The organism is Dermabacter sp. HMSC08H10, assembly GCF_001807585.1.
In the GTDB taxonomy this organism is placed as follows: Bacteria; Actinomycetota; Actinomycetes; order Actinomycetales; family Dermabacteraceae; genus Dermabacter; species Dermabacter hominis.
In genome coordinates, this window is record NZ_KV789425.1 from 161,258 (window position 1) to 179,211 (window position 17,954).

Genomic DNA, 17,954 nt, shown 5'->3' on the forward strand with positions numbered 1-17,954 from the left:
CCCGCGTGGACGTGACCCGTGATCGGGTGCCCGTGCCCGCCATTTGCCCGCCGTTCCAACCCGAGAGAGACCCATGAAACCGCGCATCGTCCGTGCTGACCTTCCCGCCGAGCCCACCCGTGAGCTGCCGCCGTGCGTGAAGCGGCGCGATCTCGGCGCGCTCGGCCTGACCGGTGCGGCCGCGCTCGCCCTCGCCGGCTGCGGCCCGGATCGCGGCGGCCTCAAGGCAAAGGAAGTCCAGGTCGACGACTCGGGCGCCGTTTCCCTCGAGGACCTTCCCGAAAACCAGACGACCATCGTGAACTTCGGTGGTCAAAAGGCATTCGTCGCCGTCGTCCGTGGAAGCGGCGATGACCTCCACGGCTTCGAGGCGTACTGCACGCACCAGGGCTGCGCCCTCAACCCCGAGGGGCCCGTGCTTCACTGCCCGTGCCACGATTCGACGTTTGATTCTCAAACGGGAGACGTCAAGGGCGGCCCCGCCGAGAAACCCCTGACCGAAGTGGCCCTCAAGGTCACCGACGGCAAGGTCACCCGTGCCTGAGGCCTCGAATCTCACGAGCGACGGGCGAGTTCGGCGCGAGGTCGTCAGCTTCGTGCGTCGCGGCTCCCGCCTGAGCGCCGCCCAGGAGCGCGCGTGGCAGGCGCATGCCGCTCAGTACGTCGTGGACGTTCCGCGCGGGGCTCGCTCGACTCTCGCCGACCCTTCCGTGCGACTGTCCGTTTCGGAACTGTACGGGAATGCGAACCCGCTCATTGTGGAGATCGGCTCCGGGCAGGGCGATTGCATCGCCGCCGCGGCAGCCTCGCGCCCGAGCGAAAACTTCCTCGCACTCGAGGTGTACAAGCCGGGTCTTGCCCAAACGATGCTCCACCTCGAGCGCCTGGGTCTGCCCCGCAACGTGAAAATGCTCGAGGTCGACGCCGAAAACTCCCTGCCCACGCTCCTCGGGCCCGAATCGATCCGTGAAGTGTGGATCTTCTTCGCAGACCCGTGGCACAAAACAAAGCACCACAAGCGTCGGCTGATCTCTCCCGAGTTCCTGCGGGCCCTCACGACGCTCCTCGAGCCGGGCGGAATTATTCGCACCGCGACCGACTGGGCTGACTACGCCGAGCACCAGCACGCCGCTTTCGAGACCGTCGCGGCCGAGGGGCTGCTCGTGAACCTCCACCCGTCAGGGCCGAGGCCCGAGGGCACCGCGTCTGACTCGGTGAGCGACGCAATGCCGAACGTAGGGTTCGCGCCGCGGTTCGACGGGCGCGTGCGCACCGCCTTCGAGAAGAAGGCAACGGCGGCTGGGCGCCTCGTATGGGAATTCGCCTACCAAAAAGCGTAAGCGCTCCGACGGGTTAGGCCTCGGCGGGCGACTCGAACTTGTAGCCGAGGCCGCGCACCGTCACGATGAGCTCCGGGCTCTTCGGATTGACCTCGATCTTCGCGCGCAAGCGCTTGATGTGCACGTCGAGAGTTTTCGTGTCGCCCACGTAGTTTGAGCCCCACACGCGATCGATGAGCTGGCCGCGCGTGAGAACACGATCGGCGTTGCGCAGAAGAATCTCGAGAAGCTCGAACTCCTTGAGCGGAAGCGGCGTGTCCACGCCACGCACCCGCACAACGTGCCGATCGACGTTCATCTCGATCCCGCCGGCCGTCAGCACGGCCTCGTCTTCAACGCTGTCCTGGCCGGGTGCCTTCTGCTGCTCGCCGCGGCGAAGAACGGCTTTGATGCGAGCGAGCAGTTCGCGCGACGAATACGGCTTCGTCACGTAGTCGTCGGCGCCGAGCTCGAGGCCCAGAACCTTATCGAACTCGTCATCTTTCGCGGTGAGCATGATGACGGGCACGCTCGAGGTCTTGCGAATCTCACGGCACACATCGGTGCCGCTCATACCGGGAAGCATGAGGTCGAGAAGCACGAGGTCGGCCCCGTGCACCTGGAACACCGCGAGCCCTCGGTCGCCGGTGTTCGCCACCGCGACCTCGTATCCCTCCTTGCGCAGCGAGTAGCTGAGCGCGTCCGAGAAACTCTCCTCGTCTTCAACAATGAGGATGCGTGCCATGTTTCCTATTCTCCTGTGTGAATGGGCAGATCCCGTGGTGAATCGTCGGCGAGCTCGGGGATTCGAAGTGTGAACGTCGATCCTGAGCCCTCCTTCGACCATACTGTGACTTCGCCCCCGTGGTTGCTCGCAATGTGCTTCACGATCGACAGGCCAAGGCCGGTGCCGCCGGTCGCACGGGAGCGTGCCTTATCCACGCGGTAGAAACGCTCAAAAATGCGTTCCATATTTTCGGGCGAGATGCCGATCCCCTCATCCTTCACGGAGATTTCGACCATGCCGTTATGGCTGCGGGTCGATACGCCGATGAGGGTATTCGGCGGTGAATACGTAATCGCGTTCATGATCAGATTCGACAGTGCCGTGGTCAGCATCGTCGAGCTTCCGAAAACCTCAAGGTTTTGCGTGCCACCGGACTGGATCGTCATGCCGTGGCCCGAGGCGAGGTTCTGGTTGAGGGCAACAGCTTCGGCAATCACGGAGTCGACGTCGACCGTGGAGGCGTCGGCAAAAGATTGCGCCCCCTGCACGCGCGACAGCTCGATGATTTCCTGCACGAGGAGCGAGAGACGCCGCGATTCCGTTTGCATACGACCCGCGAAGCGGCGCACGGCTTCGGGGTCGTCTGCGGCGTCCTCCATCGTTTCCGCGAGGAGCGTCAAGGCGCCGACGGGGGTTTTCAGTTCGTGCGAGACGTTCGCGACGAAGTCACGACGCGTTTCTTCGACGCGAGACTGCTTCGAGAGGTCGTCGGCAAGCACGAGGATTCGCCGCGAGCTGCTGAGGGCGCCCACACGCACGCTCACTACGGTGGGCGTGTTCTGATCTGAGCGGGTGGTTTTCTCGTTCGTCAGCATCTGCTCGCGGAAGCCGCCTTGGCGCGAGACCTGGGTGACGATGTCGATGAGATCGCGGTGTGCGAGCCTCGGGTAGTCCCCGCCGGTGGTACGCACGAGGCCGTAGCTGTAGGCAAGGGGTGAGGCGCGCAGGACGTCGCCGCTCGAATCGAGCAGCACGTACGCGCTCGAGAGGATCGACAGCACTTCGGAGGTGGGCTCCGGGACGACCGGCTTCGCCGGTTCCGGCACGGGCCGGCTTCCACGCAGCGCCGCGTAGGTCGCCACAACTCCCGCCACAAGACCGCACGCGGCAGCGACGAAGAGGAGAGCAACGGAATTCACCCCACCAGGGTACGCGGTCTCGGGGTCCGACGGCTCCCTGCGCCCCATCGAACCCAATTTCGTTTCCTGGTTATTCACCTTGGGGTTTGCGAACATTCACTTCCCACCGGGAAAATGGGAGGTGCATTACTGCCCCTACAGAAAAGGACGATCCGATGCGTGCAGCATTCCAGAATGAACTTCAGGTCCTGCGCGATGGCCTGATGGAGATGAACTCCCTCGTCGCCACCGCACTCGAGGACGCCTCGAAGGCGCTGCTCACCGGCGACCTCGCGCTTGCCGAGAAGGTCATCGTCCGCGACCAGGAGATCGACGATCTCCAGGCGGAGCTCGACGAGAAGGCCGTTGACGTCCTCGCGACTCAGTCCCCCGTCGCTACGGACCTGCGCACAGTCGTTGCGACGCTCCGCATGAGCGCGTCGCTTGAGCGCATGGGCGATCTCGCCGCTCACATCGCGCTTGTGCTGCGCCGCCGCCACCCGAACGAGGTCATCCCCGCCGACCTCAAGCCGACCATCGAGACGCTCGCCGATCTCAGCCTCAACGCCGTCCACGACGCCGGGAAGGTTCTCGAGAGCTACGACATTGCCCTCGCCGCCGTCATCGAAGAACGCGACAACAACGTGGATCGCGCCATGGAGGAGGTTTACGCCGCGCTCTCCGCCGAGGGTGCTTCCTACTCCGTCAAGGAGTCCGTTGACCTTGCGCTGCTCGCTCGCTTCTACGAGCGCCTTGGCGACCACGCTGTCTCGATTGCGCGCCGCGTGGTGTTCCTCGTGACGGGCGATGCGCTCGACTCGCACAACCCGCACACGGACGTCGACGAGTTCTGATCCGCAAAGCGATTCCTTAGCGGCGCCGCACTCCTGGGCGCTCAGTTTTTCAGTAAAAAGCGGGGTTCCGGCTTCTGACCGGGGCCCCGCTTTTGCTGCCGCCTCGCGCCATCCTCTCCCTCTCCCCCGCCCGCCTTCCCCCTCGCCTCTTTCAAAGTGGTGAAAAACGGCGTCTACCCCCTCGATATCGCACGTGAGGTGGCTAAAAATCACCACTTAGGAAGCTGCGGGAGACACAAGTGTCGCCATAGTTCCGATAGTCGACGGTTCCGATGACCGACGGTGCAGGAGAGATAACGAGAAGGAGCACCAGGCAGAAATCAGTCGACGTATCACCTGCCGCGACTCCGGCGTTGGCGTTGCTCAGCGAGCAAAGCGAGAATCACCGGGGCTAGGCAACCGTCGGAACCCTAACTCGTTCCAGATTCTCCCGGTAACCTGTGGCGGTACCCGCATCAACAGCGACAGGAGTTCCCATGCCCTCGAAGCCCAGCAATCCCCTGGTCGGCGCTATTGTGACGGTTGCCGGGATTGGCACGTCGATCCTCGCGAAGAAGGCGCTCGAGGCCGGCTGGCATCGCGCTTTCGACGAGGAAGTTCCTGACTCGAAGTTCGAGAAACAGGCGAAGAAGAACCTCAAGGCTCGCCAGAAGCAGGCAAAGAAGGATGGCGCGTCGAAGGCCGAGATCAAGGCCATGACGAGCGAGTACGAGGACGTTGACGCTTGGAAGGTCGCCCTCTTCACGATCCTGTCCGGCGTTGTCATTTCGGGCCTGCAGCAGGTGGCGAAGAAGGGCGCGCAGTCGGGGGCCGAGCGTCTCGTCGCGCGTCGCCCACGCGCGAACCGCGGCTAAATAGCTACCACCCACATGGAAGCCCGGCCTCATGGGGCCGGGCTTTTGCCGTCTTGACTCTCTAGCTGCGTCCTTGCCCTTCTGATTCGTCACTACTTCAAGACCCCACCACGCGCCCACAGATCCAAAGTGGTGAAAAACAGCCATTTGAAGCCATGAAAAAGGGGCAGTTAACGCCGTTTTTCACCACTTCCAAAAAGAGGACGCGAGGCACAGAGCCAGCGGGCTCTCGAGTTAAAAAGCAAGCGGCCCCGCGATGCAGGGCCGCCACATGAATTCAGCGTCGACTATTTTTCTGGCGCAAGGTATTCGAGAGATTCGTCGAGCAGCTGCACGGTGAGGCGCTGCGTCTCGTTGCCAACGGTGATGTCGACGAAAAGGTTGTCACCCGGCTTCTTCGAGGTCGTGACCTGGATGGGGTCGACACCCTCGCCGCCAATCTTGATGGTTTCTCCGGCGGGCACGTTGATGCTCGCGCTGCCGTTAGCGCCCTCGACGAAGGCGAGGCTGACGGTGAAATCCTCGGTCGATTGATTCACGATTGCGCCGGTGACCTGTACGCCGTTCGCCCCTTTGACAGCGAGGAGATTGCGGACGCCGACGGGCTTCGAGGCACCTTCGGGCGTGAAGTTGAGGAGGGCGCCCTCTGCCGGCTGGTAGAAGTGGTGGGTTTGCGTCGGGTTGAAATAGGCACAACCGCTGAGGCTGAAGGCGGCGATGCCCATGAGCGCGGCAGCGCGGGAGAGGGGACGAAGTTTCACTCTGACTCCTGCGATTTTGAGGTCACGTAGTTGTCGATGACGTAATGGTTTGCGTCGCGAAGCGGGACTTCCCGGCCGGGACTAAGAGCCCACCCGGAGGGGAAACCGCCGCGCTAGCAGCACCCTCACAGACTACCCCACACTCGGGCGCCACCGCCCAATTATGTGGCGGCGAAATATAGCACACACGTGGATGTTAGAATGGCTGCTGGACGAAAGGGACCTGAACTCATGAATTTTAATGTCGGCGAAACAGTCGTCTACCCGCACCACGGTGCGGCGCTCATCGAAGAAGTCAACGAGCGCACCATCAAGGGCAAGGTCAAGAAGTACCTGAAGCTCAAGGTTGCGCAGGGCGATCTCACCATTGAAGTGCCCGCGGAGAATGTTGACATGGTGGGCGTGCGCGATGTCGTCGACCAAAAGGGCCTCGAAGAGGTTTTCGAGGTGCTTCGCCAGCCTTATGTTGAGGAGCCCACGAACTGGTCGCGCCGCTATAAGGCGAATGTGGAGAAGCTTGCCTCGGGTGACATCAAGAAGGTTGCCGAGGTCGTTCGTGACCTGTGGCGCCGCGATCAGGACCGCGGTTTGAGCGCGGGTGAGAAGCGAATGCTCTCGAAGGCCCGCCAGATTCTCACCTCCGAGCTCGCGCTTGCAGAGGATTGCTCGCCTGAGCGCGCCGAGGAAATTCTCGACGAGGTTCTCGCGTCCTGATGAAACATGTCGCGGTTGTGTGCGGCGCCGGGGTGGCGACCTCCTCGGTGATCCGCAAGCGCATCGAGGCGCATTACGACGTTCGCAAGATTGACGTGAACGTTACGCAGGCAACCGTGATGGATTTGCTGTCGCCGCAGTTTTCCGCCGATGCGATTGTCACGACGGTCACGATTCCCTCATCGATCGGCATCCCCCAGTTGAGCGGTATGCCTCTTTTGCTCGGCACAAATTCCCGGGTGACTTTCGAAGCTCTCGACGAGCTGCTCGGTTTCGACCCGACGAACACTGACTCGAACTAGGCCAAGCACCGGCTCGACTCGGCGCGCCATACCTCACTAGAGCAAAGTGCCCCTGCACAAAACGAAGGCAGGGGCACTTTGGCGTCACAAATTATGAAAAATCCCGGCGTTTACCCGCCCGTGAGCCTCGAAGAGGCAGGTTTATTCATGATCCCTCCCGAGAAATGCAAAATCGCGAACGGCGACGCGCGGCGGTATCAGTGGCAGGTCGTCGCCTCGACCGCCGAACGCACGATGTCGTCGAGGTCCTTCGAGCTCTTCCAGCCAAGCGCCTTCTCGATGCGCTCGGTCGAGCACACGAGTCGGGCCGGGTCGCCCGCGCGGCGCGGCGCAATCTCGGGCGTGATTTCGATGCCCTTAGCGCGGCCGATCGCGTCGATCACTTCGAGAACGCTCGAGCCCTTTCCGGTGCCCACGTTGAACACGCGGTGCTCGCGCTCGTCGTTTTCGAGGTAGCCGAGGGCGGCGACGTGCGCGTCGGCGAGATCCTCAACGTGAACGTAATCGCGGATGCACGTGCCGTCGGGCGTGTCGTAGTCGTTGCCGAATACCTTCGGGGTCTTCCCGCTTTCGAGCGCGTCGAGCACGATCGGCACGAGGTTCATCACGAGGGTGTCGGCGAGCTCGGGGGCGCCCGCGCCTGCCACATTGAAGTAGCGCAGGGCGACGGTGCGCATGCCGTGAGCGCGCTCGGCGTCGGCAAGCATCCATTCGCCCACGTACTTGGTCGCGCCGTAGGGGTTGATGGGTCGGCACTCGAGTTCCTCATCGACGAGGTCAACATCGGGCGTGCCGTACACGGCCGCGGAGGAGCTAAAAACGAAGTCGCGGACGCCTGCACGCGCCGCTGCTTCGAGCACGTTGGCGAGGCCGCCGATGTTGTCGTGCCAGTACATTTCGGGCTTTTCGACGGATTCGCCCACCTGCTTGTGGGCAGCGAAATGGATCACGGCCTTCACACCGCGCTCGCGCATCTCGCGCTCGAGAACCTCAACGGCGCCGTCGGCGGTGACGTCCTGCTCAATGAGCGGAGCATCGCCGATGCGGTTGCGAAAACCAGTCGAGAGATCATCGACAACGGCGACGGACTCGCCGCGCTCGAGAAGAAGCTGCACAACGTGTGCGCCAATGTAACCTGCACCACCAATAACCAAAGTTGTCATGGCCTCAGTCTAAACGCCCCACCCTCTGGAACCTCCCCGGAATCTCCACGCAAATCACACGCCGCAACCACGAAATAGAAATTTCGCGCCGTAAACTGACGGGCATGACCGTGCCAGAATCGTCCGAACCCACACTGCCCAAGCGCAGCGCGGGTCGACATCGATACGTGAGGCCCACCAAGGCCGATTCGATCGCACAAAAAAACGCCCGGGAACGCCATGAGGCGGCGCAGCGGGAGCATGGTTTCGACCTCTCCCGCAGGCAGGCTTCTCAATTCCCGAAGCCCGGCAGCACGAGGGCTGAGGCAGCCGTCGGAACCGCCACCGAAACGAAGAAGCCTGGGACTGTTGCCCGCCTCGCCGAGGGCGCGGCCGTGACTCCGCTTCCCGAGGGCGTGATGCGCACCGAGCCGCTTCCGAACGTGCGCCCACGCGGCCACGAGGGCGCTGCTGCGCGCGACGATGACGATTCGATTCCCACGGGCGCACCCACGAGCATCGGCATTGGCCGTCGAACGAGTCTTGAGGAAGGCTCGCTCGCGCGAGCGTCGGTGTGGACGACAAGCGGCAGCGTGTTCCCCGGATTCGGCCTCATCCCCACCATGTGGCGCAAGCTCGGTATCGCGCTCATGGTGCTCGCCGTGCTCATCGTGGGGGCCGGCGCCGCGCTCCTTGCGTTTGGTGATCCAGCCACCCTCGTGTTCCGCTACGGCACGCGCCGCCCCGTTGTGATCGCCGCACTCATTGCCGTGATCGTGGGCACTCTCGCGTGGGTCTCGACGATTTTCTTCACGAACCAGCTACACAACGTGCGCGAGAAGCTGCGCGGGCCCGCCCGCACTGCGTCGCGGTCCCTCGCCTACATGCTTGCACTCGTCGTGGCGATTCCGGGCGTGTACACCGCCCATAGCCTCTACGCCACCCAAGCGCTGCTTGGTAACTCGAAGGTTTTTGCGGGCTCGGACAAACACAAGCTTGCCCCCGGCGTCGATCCGTGGGCGAACCGCGAACGCGTCAACATCATGCTGCTCGGCCAGGATGCCGGTCCCGACCGCACGGGCACTCGCCCCGACACCATCATGGTCGCCTCGGTCGACACGAAGACGGGCCGCACGGCGCTCTTCTCGATCCCTCGCAACCTTCAGTACGTGCGCTTCCCGAAGGGTTCGGCTCCTGCGGAAGAGTTCCCGGACGGCTTCACGTATTTCGGCAAGGACCAGAACCTCATTAACGCGGTCTGGTCGTGGGCCGAGGGCGTGCGGCCCGATCTATTCCCGGGCGACAACAACCCGGGTCTGACTGCGACCACAATGGCCGTCGAGGAAACGCTTGGCCTCAAGGTCGACTACTACGCGATGGTGAACCTCCAGGGCTTCGCCGACCTCGTCGATGCGATCGGCGGCGTCGATATCGAAGTGGAGCGTGACATCCCGATCGGCGGCGGCGCGTCGAAGGTCGAGGGTTACGTCAAGAAGGGCTGGCAGCACCTCGATGGCTTCCACGCCCTGTGGTATGCCCGCTCGCGCCACGGCTCGAACGACTTCGACCGCAACTGCCGCCAGCAGCGCATCGTGCGCACCGTCGCGGAAGAAGCGAACGTGTCCTCGCTCGCGCTCAATATCCCGAAGCTGATCGGTGCGACCGAGCGCAATATCGAGACGGACATCCCGCGCGGCCAGGTCGAGGCGTTTGCGGACCTTGCACAGCGCATCCAAAAGGGTGGCTTCAAGTCGTACCCGATCAACCCGACCGTGACGCATTCGGGCAACCCCGACTACCCGTACATCAAGAAGTGGGTGCAGGCGTCGATTGCCGATTCGATGGTCGGCTACGGCGAGGTGCCCGTGAGCGGCAAGCCCTCAAGCGGCGCCGCGGGTGGCACGCCCTCGGGTGCGGGTGCTCGCAATTCGGCGCCACAGCGGATCCGGATCGTTCTTCCGCTTGAGCCGACCACCGATGGCGACTCGAACGACGGTGACTCGACCGACTCGAGCGAGACCAAGACCCCGACGGTCAATCAGGACCCACTCGCACCGTGCATGCCGGGCAACGAAGACCCGATGGGCTAACCCCTCACCGCGAATAGCGCCCTGGTGCGGCTCTCTTAGGCGAGCTGCAGCAGGGCGTTTTCGATAACTTCGGGCATGGCGGGGTGAATCCAGTACTGCTTTGTCGCGATGTCGCGCGCGTTCAGGCCGAAGCTCATCGCCTGGATGAGCACTTGGATGAGCGTCGCAGCCTCGGGGCCGATGATGTGCGCGCCGAGGATCCGCCCGGTGTCGGCTTCGGCGATGATCTTCACGAAGTCGCCCGGTGCCTCGAGCTCCATCGCCCACCCGTAGGCGACGTCGGCAAATTCCTGGCGCGCCACCCGGATTTCCCGCCCGGCCGTTGCCGCCCACTCGCGCGCTTCGCGCTCGGTCATGCCCACCTGCGCAATGTGCGGGTCGGTAAAGACAGCGGCGGGGATCGGCATGTCGTCGCTTCGGCGCAAATCGTGCGGGTTGAGGATGTTGTGGCGCGCAACCTTCAGCTCGTAGTTCGCGACGTGCTTGAGTTGCGCTGGCGAACTGAGGTCGCCGATCGAGTAGACCCCGTCGAGCACCTGGCCGCTCGGGTCGAGGGCCCGCTGGTGGGCATCGACCATGACCCGGCCGGCGTCATCGACGCCGATGCCCCCGGCTGGGGCATCGAGGAGGTCGCTGTTGGGCATGCGGCCCGTCGCCACGAGAATGTCGGCGACGGTGAGGGTCCGGGCCGCCTCGCCTGTGGCGGGGTCCGACGGTTCCAGGTCAATCTCGACCCCGCTTGCTGTGCGCCGCACCCGGGTGGTCGAGGCATTGAGGTGCACGTGATAGCGCGCGGAAGCGACCTCGGTGATGCGGCGCGCGATGTCCTCATCGAAGGCGCGAAGGAGGGTTCCGGAACGAGCGATGAGGTGCACGTCCACGCCGAAAGCGTCGAGAATGTGCGCGAACTCGAGGGCGATCACACCCGAGCCGAGGATCGCGATTGACTCGGGAAGCTCCTCAAGCCGCATGATCGTGTCGCTCGTGAGCGGTTTCGCCTCTTTGAGCCCGGGAATGGCGGGAATCGCGGGACGCGAGCCGGCGGCAAGAAGGACAGTGTCGGCGGTAATGTCGCGCGTGCCGCCGTCGGTCTCGACCGCGAGGCGTTTCGGCCCCGTAAACCGCGCGGTACCGCGAATGAGCGTGAGGTTCGCGTTATCCGGGTGGGAGGCGCGGTACTCCTCACCCCCGTGGGAGATCGGGTCAATCCGATTGAAAATCCGCTCGCGCACCGCCGGGAATCCGACGCCGCCCAGCTTCGAGTCGACCCCGAACTTCTTCGCCTGCTCCTCTTTCGCATTTTCGGCGACGGTGGCCGTGTGCACGAACATCTTCGTGGGAATGCACCCGACGTTGAGGCAGGTCCCGCCGAAAATGTGGCCGGGGCCCACGCCGCGGTCAATATAGACGATGGATTTGTCGGCGAATTCGGGGCCCGGGAAGGAGTTGCCTGAACCGGAGCCGATGAGGGCGATATCGAAATGTTCTGGGGCGCTCATGGTCTCAAGGATACGGGCCGCCCGCCGCGAGCTTCGAGACCGTGAAACAATGGCCACCATGCGCGAAATTCTCGACACCATGCCCGAAGCCAGCGAGCGAATGCTGCTGCTCACGGCCCCTATCGAGAATGAACTCGTGATCACGAAATCCCGATTCCTCGCCTACCTCGCGCCCGTCGAAACCGTCGAGGAAGCCGACCACCTGATCCGCGAACGCCGCGCGCTGCACCCGAACGCGCGTCACCACTGCACGGCCCTCACGCTCGGCACACCGGTACACCTCCAGCGCTCCAACGACGACGGCGAGCCAAGCTCCACGGCCGGGATGCCCATGGCGCAGGCACTTAGAGGGCGGCACATGACGAACATCCTCGCCGTTGTCACGCGCTATTTCGGCGGGATCAAGCTCGGAGCGGGCGGCCTCGTGCGCGCCTACGGCAGCGCCGTGACCGACGCACTCGATGCCGCAAGCGCAAAGAAGCTCGTGCGCGAGCGCGTCGTTCGCCAAGTCACGGACCTGAGCGTCGGCTACGACCTCGCGGGGACATTCGAGGCGTCGATCCGCGCGTGGGCAGACAGCGCCGAAGGCGTGAGCATCGACGAAGCCGACTACACCGCGCACGGGCTCACCCTGCGCTTCATCCACCACGTGGACGCTGCTTCTGACCTGGAGCGGGCTGCGGCGGAATTGTCGAGCGGCGCCGTGAGCGCGGCAACCGTCGGATACACCTACGCCGATGTGCCCGCCGGATTTTAACCCCTGCGAAACACCGCGAGTGTGCGAAAAGTCCCGCAGGGGCCTATAGTGCTTGGAGGCCGCGGAACCGCGTGCCTAACGCTGACAATGGAGTCTTGATGAAAAAGATCCTGAATTCACTGCTGACGAAGATCGTCATCGCGATTGCGCTTGGCATTCTCGTGGGGCTCGTTGCGCCGGACTGGCTGTCGCGGGGGGCGGCAACGTTTTCGAAGCTTTTCGGCAACTTCCTGAGCTTCATCATTCCGCTCATCATCATCGGCCTGATTACGCCCGCCATTTCCGAATTCGGTAAAGGCGCTGGCAAGTGGCTCGGCGTGACCGCCGCGCTCGCGTACGCCTCGACGCTCGTCGCCGGTATCTACACGATCGCCGCCGGCTACCTCACGTTCCCGACGCTGCTCGGAAGCGGCACTCAGCTCGGCGGGGTGGCAGAGCCCGAAACGAGCTTCGAGCCGTATTTCGAAGTCGCCATGGATCCCATCTTTGGCGTGATGACGGCGCTCATCACGAGCTTCGTGATCGGTCTTGGCATCGTGGCTGTGCGTGCCACCACCATTCACGAGGGTTTCCTCGAGCTGCGCAAGATCGTGAACACCACGATTTCGAAGATCATCGTGCCACTTCTGCCGCTCTACATTTTCGCGATCTTCGAAAACATGACGGCGAAGAAAGAAGTGTTCGACATCATCATGAAGATGCTGCCGATCGTGGTTCTCGCGTTCGTGCTCACGGCGATCATGCTCGTGTTGCAGTTCACGGCGGCTGGTGTCGCCAAGCACAGGAACCCATTCGTGATGCTCGGCAAGATGCTTCCGGCATACGCCACGGCTCTTGGCACCAGTTCGAGCGCCGCGACGATTCCCGTGACGACACGCTGCGCGGAAGATGCCGGCGTCTCCAAGCCCGTGGCAAACTTCGTGATTCCGCTGTGCGCGACGATCCACCTCTCCGGCTCGACAGTGAAGATCACCCTGTTTGCCTTCGCAATCCTGTGGACCACCCACGGCGACTACAGCTTTGCGAGCCTGCTCGGCTTCGTGGCAATGCTTGGCGTGTCGATGATCGCCGCGCCCGGCGTTCCCGGCGGCGCGATCGTCACAGCCTCTGCGCTTCTTGCGGAACAGCTCGGGTTCAGCGAGGCGCAGGTGGGCCTCATGGTCGCCCTCTACGTCGCGCTTGACTCGTTCGGCACGGCCACGAACATCACGGGTGACGGCGCGATCGCCGCGATCGTGGATCGCCTCTCGGGCGGCAAGGTCAGCGACGATGACGACGAGGAAGTCGCCACCGCCGACAACGCTTCTGCGCCGGCTACCGCTGAGGGGTCGACTGCGGCCTAAGCGCTGCACACTGCATCACCGCTGAACATAGCAGCACCGCTGCACCGCACAGCACCACTGCAGTGAGCAATTGGAAAGGCGTGGCTTCGGCCGCGCCTTTCCTTCGCCTCGGGCCCACCCCAGATTCCCGTAGCTAGCCCCATTGCCGTCGCTCTCCATAAAGAAACTGGCCTCCACACCCCCATTCAGGCCAGCAACCCCGCACTTTCCTTCATCAACCGCGACGGCACAGCCTTAGACCGCGACGCCTACCCCGATCCCCGCAGCCCCTCTTCCCTCAGCTCGCCCCCTTCCCGTCACTCTCCATAAAGAAACTGGCCTCCACACCCCCATTCAGGCCAGCAACCCCGCACTTTCTTCACCATCCGCGACGGAAAAGCTTCAGATCGCGACGCGAGACACCGGCACAGCCTTAGATCGCGACGGCTCAGCCTTGGACCGCGGCGCAGCCCCCACCCGCAACACCTCAGCCGGCGCGCCCGAAGCCACGTCTCCTAGGTCGCAGCGCTCAGCCGAGGGCAGCCCTCACCGTGCGGGCCTTCGTGAATGTTTCCTCGATCTCGGCGCCGGCATCGCTGAGCCTCGTGATCGCACCGCCCACCCCGAATCGGGCGCCGGCCTCATCGAGCACCGCCGTGCGGATCACAATGCTGAGCGATGCCGCCCCGTTCGGCGAGATCCACCCGATCGCGCCGGAGTAGACGCCACGCGGCCCTCCCTCCAAGTCGCGAAGAAGCTGCACCGTGCGAAGTTTCGGCGCACCTGTCATCGAGCCGCCGGGGAAGGCCGCCTCGATGGCGTCGAGGGCGGTGCGGCCGGGCGCGAGCCTGCCGGTAATGGTGGAGATCATCTGGTGCACCGTTGGGAAGGACTCCACCTGGTAGATGTGCGGCACCTTCACGCTGCCAGCCTCGCACACGCGCGAGAGGTCGTGCCGCACGAGGTCGACGATCATGAGGTTTTCGGCTCGGTCTTTGCGGCTTGCGGCGAGCTCGGCGCGCAGCCTCACATCCTCCTCGGGATCTGCGGAGCGCGGTGCCGTTCCCTTGATCGGGCGCGATTCAACCTCACCTGCGGCGCTCACCTCGAGAAACCTCTCGGGCGACGCGCTCGCGACGCTCCACTTTCCACACTGAAGAAACGCTCCGTAGGGAACGCGCGCCACGCGGCGCAGCTGCGCGTATACGTCAAGCGGGTCGTACTCCCCCGGCACCTGCGCCTCATTCGTGAGGCACAGCTCGTAGCTTTCGCCTTCGTTAATGAGTTCCTGGCAACGGTCAATCAATTTCGCGTATTCCGCCGCGGTGTGCCGGTAGGTGGGCGCGGGTGAGGGTCCGACGCCAGCTTCCGCCTCACCGCCCTGATCTTCCCCGTGTGCTTCTCTTGCCCCCGTGAGCACGCTGACCAGGTTCCGAGTCGTTTCAACGATCCACGAATGCTGCTCCCCCACCGTTCCGGGATGATCCGCGCCGCCGTCGAGGTCCGCGAGCGCCACGGTCCGCGCCGTGCCGCGATCGTGGTCGATCACGAGTGCGCGCGTGAGAAACACCAGGTGAGCATCGGGTTCCATGTCCTCGCGAGACTCTCGCTCGAGCCCGAGGGTTTCGGCACCGAGCCCGTAGCCGAGGTAGCCCACGTATCCGAGGGCGAAGCCGCCAAGGGTCTGCGACGCGCGCCGCCCCTCTTCATCGAGCCGCACCGCGTTCAGCCTCATCCGCATCGCGCTGAAGAACCCGTCCTTTGCGGGAACGCCCTCGACGCGTTCGTCCTCCGGAACTCGATACTCGAAAAGGTGCGCCCCTGGGCCATCGCACGCGCCCATGATCGAGAAGCGCGAACGGTGATCCTCGCTTGCCGAGTCGAGCCACACCGCCCGTTCGTGCGCTGAAAAAAGGTTGCGGTAAAGCGCTTCAGCCTCTGTGAAAACATTCGTCAACGTCACCTCGCTGCCGAGCAGCAACGTGTGGGTCGCGGGCGCTGAATCGGGTGCGGAGGCGAGCGTCGGCGCTGAAAACTCTGGGCCGACGCTCGCCGCGCCAACGTCGGACCCCACCGCCGAGGGCCGGGCCGAGCCCGCCCCTGCACTGTTTTCACACTGCGCGGCCGTGGGGCGAGGACATGGTGCGGCCCCGCCGCCGACGGCGAGAAAGGCGCGCATGAGGTCGAGGCCGCCTTCCGTGCGAATGGATTCGGGGTGGAATTGCACGCCCCACGCATCGTGCCCGCGCAGGCGCGCTGCTTGGATGACGCCGTCGGAAGTTGTGCCGAGAACTTCCAGCTCAGGCGGGCAATCGTCGATCGCGAGAGAGTGGTAGCGCACGATGCGCAGCTCGCGCGGAAGGTTGGCGAACACCGGGTCGCTTGCGGCAGCGCCCGTGAAGCGCACTTCATCCTCGAGGCCGTGCATGGGGGTGGGCGCACGGTCCACGCGCCCGCCGTGGGCAACGGCCATGAGCTGCAGGCCAAGGCAAATACCAAGCACGGGGATGCCCCGTTCGAGTGCTTCTCGATAGACGTCTGGGGAGCAGCCGAGGTCACCGGGGTTGTGGGGTGTGCCGGGGCCCGGGCCTATGATCACGTGGCTCACGCCATTGAGGCTCGGGCGCGGCCCGCTCGCGAGCACCACCTGCGGCATCTCGCCCGAGGCTTCGGCGACGAGGTGCGCGATGTTGAACGTGAACGAGTCGTGGTTGTCGATGATCAGCACGCTCATGCGGCAAGCTCCCCGATCGGTTCGGCGCGCTCCCACAGCGCGGCCTGGAAGTCCCGCGCAGCGGGAGCGAAGGGGCCGCGGGGAGGGGCGTAGGTGTCGGCAATGTGCGGGGCGGGCAGGTCCGTGAGTCCGACGGTTGCCTCGCGCACCCCGTGCAGAGAACTGAGCAGCCATACGGCGTCGGCCTCGAGAAGGCGCTGCTTGGTGAGGGGCGCCGCGAGGGTTTCGTGGCCGCGCTCGCACGCGATCTTCACGATCAGGCGTTCGGTGACGCTCGGCAGGCGGTCGGTATCGATGCTCGTGACGAGCACGCCGTTCGTCCACAGGACGACGCTCCCGTATGCGGTTTCGCTGTAGTGGATTTGAGGGGCGAGGGGGTGCGAGGTGCCGTCGGGCTTTCCGGCGCTGCTCACCTCCGCTGAGCGTGTGCGCAGAAGGGCGTCGCTCGCGCCGTTGTTCACGGCCCACGCGCGCACCCGTTCCTGCCAGGCGAAATCGGGGCCCTTGAGGCGCGGGTGGGTGCGCTCATCGCTGCCGGGATAGGCGATCAGGTGCGCGGTACTTTCGAGGCGAGACTCCGTGATTGGCCGCGCGTTGACATCGAATCGAAGCTCGCCGCCAACCTGCTCGAGGGTAAGTTTTGGGAAGAACAGGCCTGCCGCTCCCCCGAGTACGTGCGCGGCCTTTTCGTAGAGCGCCGTGACGGCGTCGTCGATCACGCGCGGGTCCACCTCGGCACCCCACAGCTCGCCCGCCGCCACACGCATGCGATCCCGGTGTGCGCTCGGAGCCACCGCGCGACCGTCCCTCACGAGGAAGGAATCAACGAGTGGCACGGCAGGGCTCCTTTACGTGGGTCGAACGGGCAGGTAGGCAAGGGGATGCCAGCGGCAGTTGCTGACTGCAGTGATAAAGGTACACCCGCCCGCGCGTGGGCCGCGTCAGCGCGCGCTACTCCTCCTTCTGGGCCCATGCTCCCTGTGGGTACTCGGTGCGCAGCCAGGCCATGAACCCCTGGGCGACACTCGCGCCGTACGGGTCGTGGACGATGCCGTGATCGATTTCCTCGGCAACGATCGCTTGCGCGAGCCGATGGTGCTCGCAGACGACGTCAAAGTCCATGTCCGCTATTTCAGCGATTTCGTATTCGGTGGCGATGCAGTTCTCTCGTATCGCAGAGAGCACGCGCATGAAGTCGTCGTTGTCGCGGAGGTCGTCGTAATTAATCATTGAGGTTCCCTCTCAGTCGTCAGTAAGTGTGGTCTAGGTAACAATAAAAAAATACTTCGCGGGGTGCAACCTCTTTCGCGAATGTTCCGACCCTCACCGCGTCCACAGAAAGTGACGACGGCGGCTGGTCTTACGATCACTTTTCGAAGAAAGTGACCGTAAGGGGGGGCATGATGAGCAGATCCCTGGCTGTGCCTCCGGTTGAGCGCCTACCCGAAAGATGAGAGATTCCCCGCAGCGTGACCTCACGTCGCCCGTCACGCCAGCGATGTACCCGAGGCGCTCGAGGAATACGCGGAGCAGTCACGCCGAGCTTGAACTGTTCCGTACTCTCGCACGATTCGGTGCTCCCCCTCCGGCGGGGCGCTGGCGGCGGGAGAAGGCAGCAGCAGCCCCGGCCCGGTTGCTCTTTATGAAGAAACCAGCCAACCCAAGCAGCGGCAGGGCCGGGATGAGACAGATTCTTCATAA

17 protein-coding genes are annotated in these 17,954 nt (G+C 64.1%); 9 read left to right on the forward strand and 8 right to left on the reverse strand.

All coding sequences use genetic code 11. The annotated features are described in order from the left end of the window. Nucleotides 1–73 precede the first annotated feature (73 nt). Complete coding sequence (locus HMPREF3176_RS06475; RefSeq protein WP_083286293.1) at nt 74–544, forward strand: QcrA and Rieske domain-containing protein; 471 nt, start codon at nt 74–76, stop codon at nt 542–544. Continuing rightward, nucleotides 537–1,340 (forward strand): tRNA (guanosine(46)-N7)-methyltransferase TrmB, encoded by an 804-nt coding sequence (gene trmB, locus HMPREF3176_RS06480; protein WP_070459016.1) that lies wholly within the window; start codon nt 537–539, stop codon nt 1,338–1,340. Before HMPREF3176_RS06475 ends, trmB begins: the two co-directional genes overlap by 8 nt. Nucleotides 1,341–1,353: 13 nt before the next feature. Here trmB and HMPREF3176_RS06485 read toward each other — a convergent pair whose 3' ends face one another. Further along, a complete protein-coding gene (locus HMPREF3176_RS06485; protein WP_016663101.1) occupies nt 1,354–2,064 on the reverse strand; it encodes a response regulator transcription factor in 711 nt (236 codons plus the stop codon). Nucleotides 2,065–2,069: 5 nt separating this feature from the next. After that, nucleotides 2,070–3,341 carry a sensor histidine kinase gene (locus HMPREF3176_RS06490; RefSeq protein WP_141742379.1) on the reverse strand — a complete coding sequence of 424 codons (1,272 nt, stop codon included), beginning with the start codon at nt 3,339–3,341 and terminating at the stop codon, nt 2,070–2,072. A gap of 59 nt (nt 3,342–3,400) precedes the next feature. Here HMPREF3176_RS06490 and phoU point away from each other — a divergent pair, with 59 nt between their 5' ends. After that, entirely contained in the window at nt 3,401–4,078 is a 678-nt protein-coding gene (phoU, locus tag HMPREF3176_RS06495) for a phosphate signaling complex protein PhoU (RefSeq protein WP_070459018.1), read from the forward strand. 476 nt (nt 4,079–4,554) lie between these two features. Then, entirely contained in the window at nt 4,555–4,932 is a 378-nt protein-coding gene (locus HMPREF3176_RS06500; RefSeq protein ID WP_070459020.1) for a DUF4235 domain-containing protein, read from the forward strand. A gap of 287 nt (nt 4,933–5,219) precedes the next feature. Here HMPREF3176_RS06500 and HMPREF3176_RS06505 read toward each other — a convergent pair whose 3' ends face one another. Continuing rightward, nucleotides 5,220–5,693: a hypothetical protein gene (locus HMPREF3176_RS06505; RefSeq protein WP_070459022.1), complete on the reverse strand. Its 474-nt coding sequence runs from the start codon at nt 5,691–5,693 to the stop codon at nt 5,220–5,222. A gap of 231 nt (nt 5,694–5,924) precedes the next feature. Here HMPREF3176_RS06505 and HMPREF3176_RS06510 point away from each other — a divergent pair, with 231 nt between their 5' ends. Both HMPREF3176_RS06510 and HMPREF3176_RS06515 read left to right on the forward strand, forming a co-directional pair. After that, a complete protein-coding gene (locus HMPREF3176_RS06510; RefSeq protein WP_016663106.1) occupies nt 5,925–6,407 on the forward strand; it encodes a CarD family transcriptional regulator in 483 nt (160 codons plus the stop codon). Further along, a complete protein-coding gene (locus HMPREF3176_RS06515) occupies nt 6,407–6,709 on the forward strand; it encodes a PTS sugar transporter subunit IIB (RefSeq protein WP_070459024.1) in 303 nt (100 codons plus the stop codon). Before HMPREF3176_RS06510 ends, HMPREF3176_RS06515 begins: the two co-directional genes overlap by 1 nt. Before the next feature lie 197 nt (nt 6,710–6,906). Here the strand turns inward: HMPREF3176_RS06515 and galE are convergent, their stop codons facing one another. Beyond that, the gene (galE, locus tag HMPREF3176_RS06520; protein WP_070459026.1) at nt 6,907–7,872 is read right to left on the reverse strand and encodes a UDP-glucose 4-epimerase GalE; all 966 of its coding nucleotides are present in this window, start codon (nt 7,870–7,872) and stop codon (nt 6,907–6,909) included. A 104-nt stretch (nt 7,873–7,976) separates the two neighbouring features. Between galE and HMPREF3176_RS06525 the strand changes: the two genes are divergently transcribed. Further along, nucleotides 7,977–9,941 (forward strand): LCP family protein, encoded by a 1,965-nt coding sequence (locus HMPREF3176_RS06525; RefSeq protein WP_083286294.1) that lies wholly within the window; start codon nt 7,977–7,979, stop codon nt 9,939–9,941. 35 nt (nt 9,942–9,976) lie between these two features. On the opposite strand, the gene HMPREF3176_RS06530 is transcribed toward HMPREF3176_RS06525, so the two are convergent. After that, nucleotides 9,977–11,440 carry a mycothione reductase gene (locus tag HMPREF3176_RS06530; protein ID WP_070459029.1) on the reverse strand — a complete coding sequence of 488 codons (1,464 nt, stop codon included), beginning with the start codon at nt 11,438–11,440 and terminating at the stop codon, nt 9,977–9,979. A 58-nt stretch (nt 11,441–11,498) separates the two neighbouring features. Here HMPREF3176_RS06530 and HMPREF3176_RS06535 point away from each other — a divergent pair, with 58 nt between their 5' ends. Together HMPREF3176_RS06535 and HMPREF3176_RS06540 are read left to right on the forward strand one after the other, a co-directional pair. After that, a complete protein-coding gene (locus HMPREF3176_RS06535; protein ID WP_168161957.1) occupies nt 11,499–12,197 on the forward strand; it encodes an IMPACT family protein in 699 nt (232 codons plus the stop codon). A 98-nt stretch (nt 12,198–12,295) separates the two neighbouring features. Next, nucleotides 12,296–13,540, forward strand: a complete 1,245-nt coding sequence (locus tag HMPREF3176_RS06540; RefSeq protein WP_070459031.1) for a dicarboxylate/amino acid:cation symporter — start codon at nt 12,296–12,298, stop codon at nt 13,538–13,540. A 508-nt stretch (nt 13,541–14,048) separates the two neighbouring features. On the opposite strand, the gene pabB is transcribed toward HMPREF3176_RS06540, so the two are convergent. The 3 genes from pabB to HMPREF3176_RS06555 form a co-directional block, all read right to left on the reverse strand. Then, nucleotides 14,049–16,253 carry an aminodeoxychorismate synthase component I gene (gene pabB / locus HMPREF3176_RS06545; protein WP_070459033.1) on the reverse strand — a complete coding sequence of 735 codons (2,205 nt, stop codon included), beginning with the start codon at nt 16,251–16,253 and terminating at the stop codon, nt 14,049–14,051. Continuing rightward, nucleotides 16,250–17,089 (reverse strand): aminotransferase class IV, encoded by an 840-nt coding sequence (locus tag HMPREF3176_RS06550; protein ID WP_070459035.1) that lies wholly within the window; start codon nt 17,087–17,089, stop codon nt 16,250–16,252. The genes pabB and HMPREF3176_RS06550 overlap by 4 nt, the downstream gene beginning before the upstream one ends. 115 nt (nt 17,090–17,204) lie before the next feature. Then, nucleotides 17,205–17,483: a hypothetical protein gene (locus HMPREF3176_RS06555; RefSeq protein ID WP_070435870.1), complete on the reverse strand. Its 279-nt coding sequence runs from the start codon at nt 17,481–17,483 to the stop codon at nt 17,205–17,207. Nucleotides 17,484–17,954 lie beyond the last annotated feature (471 nt).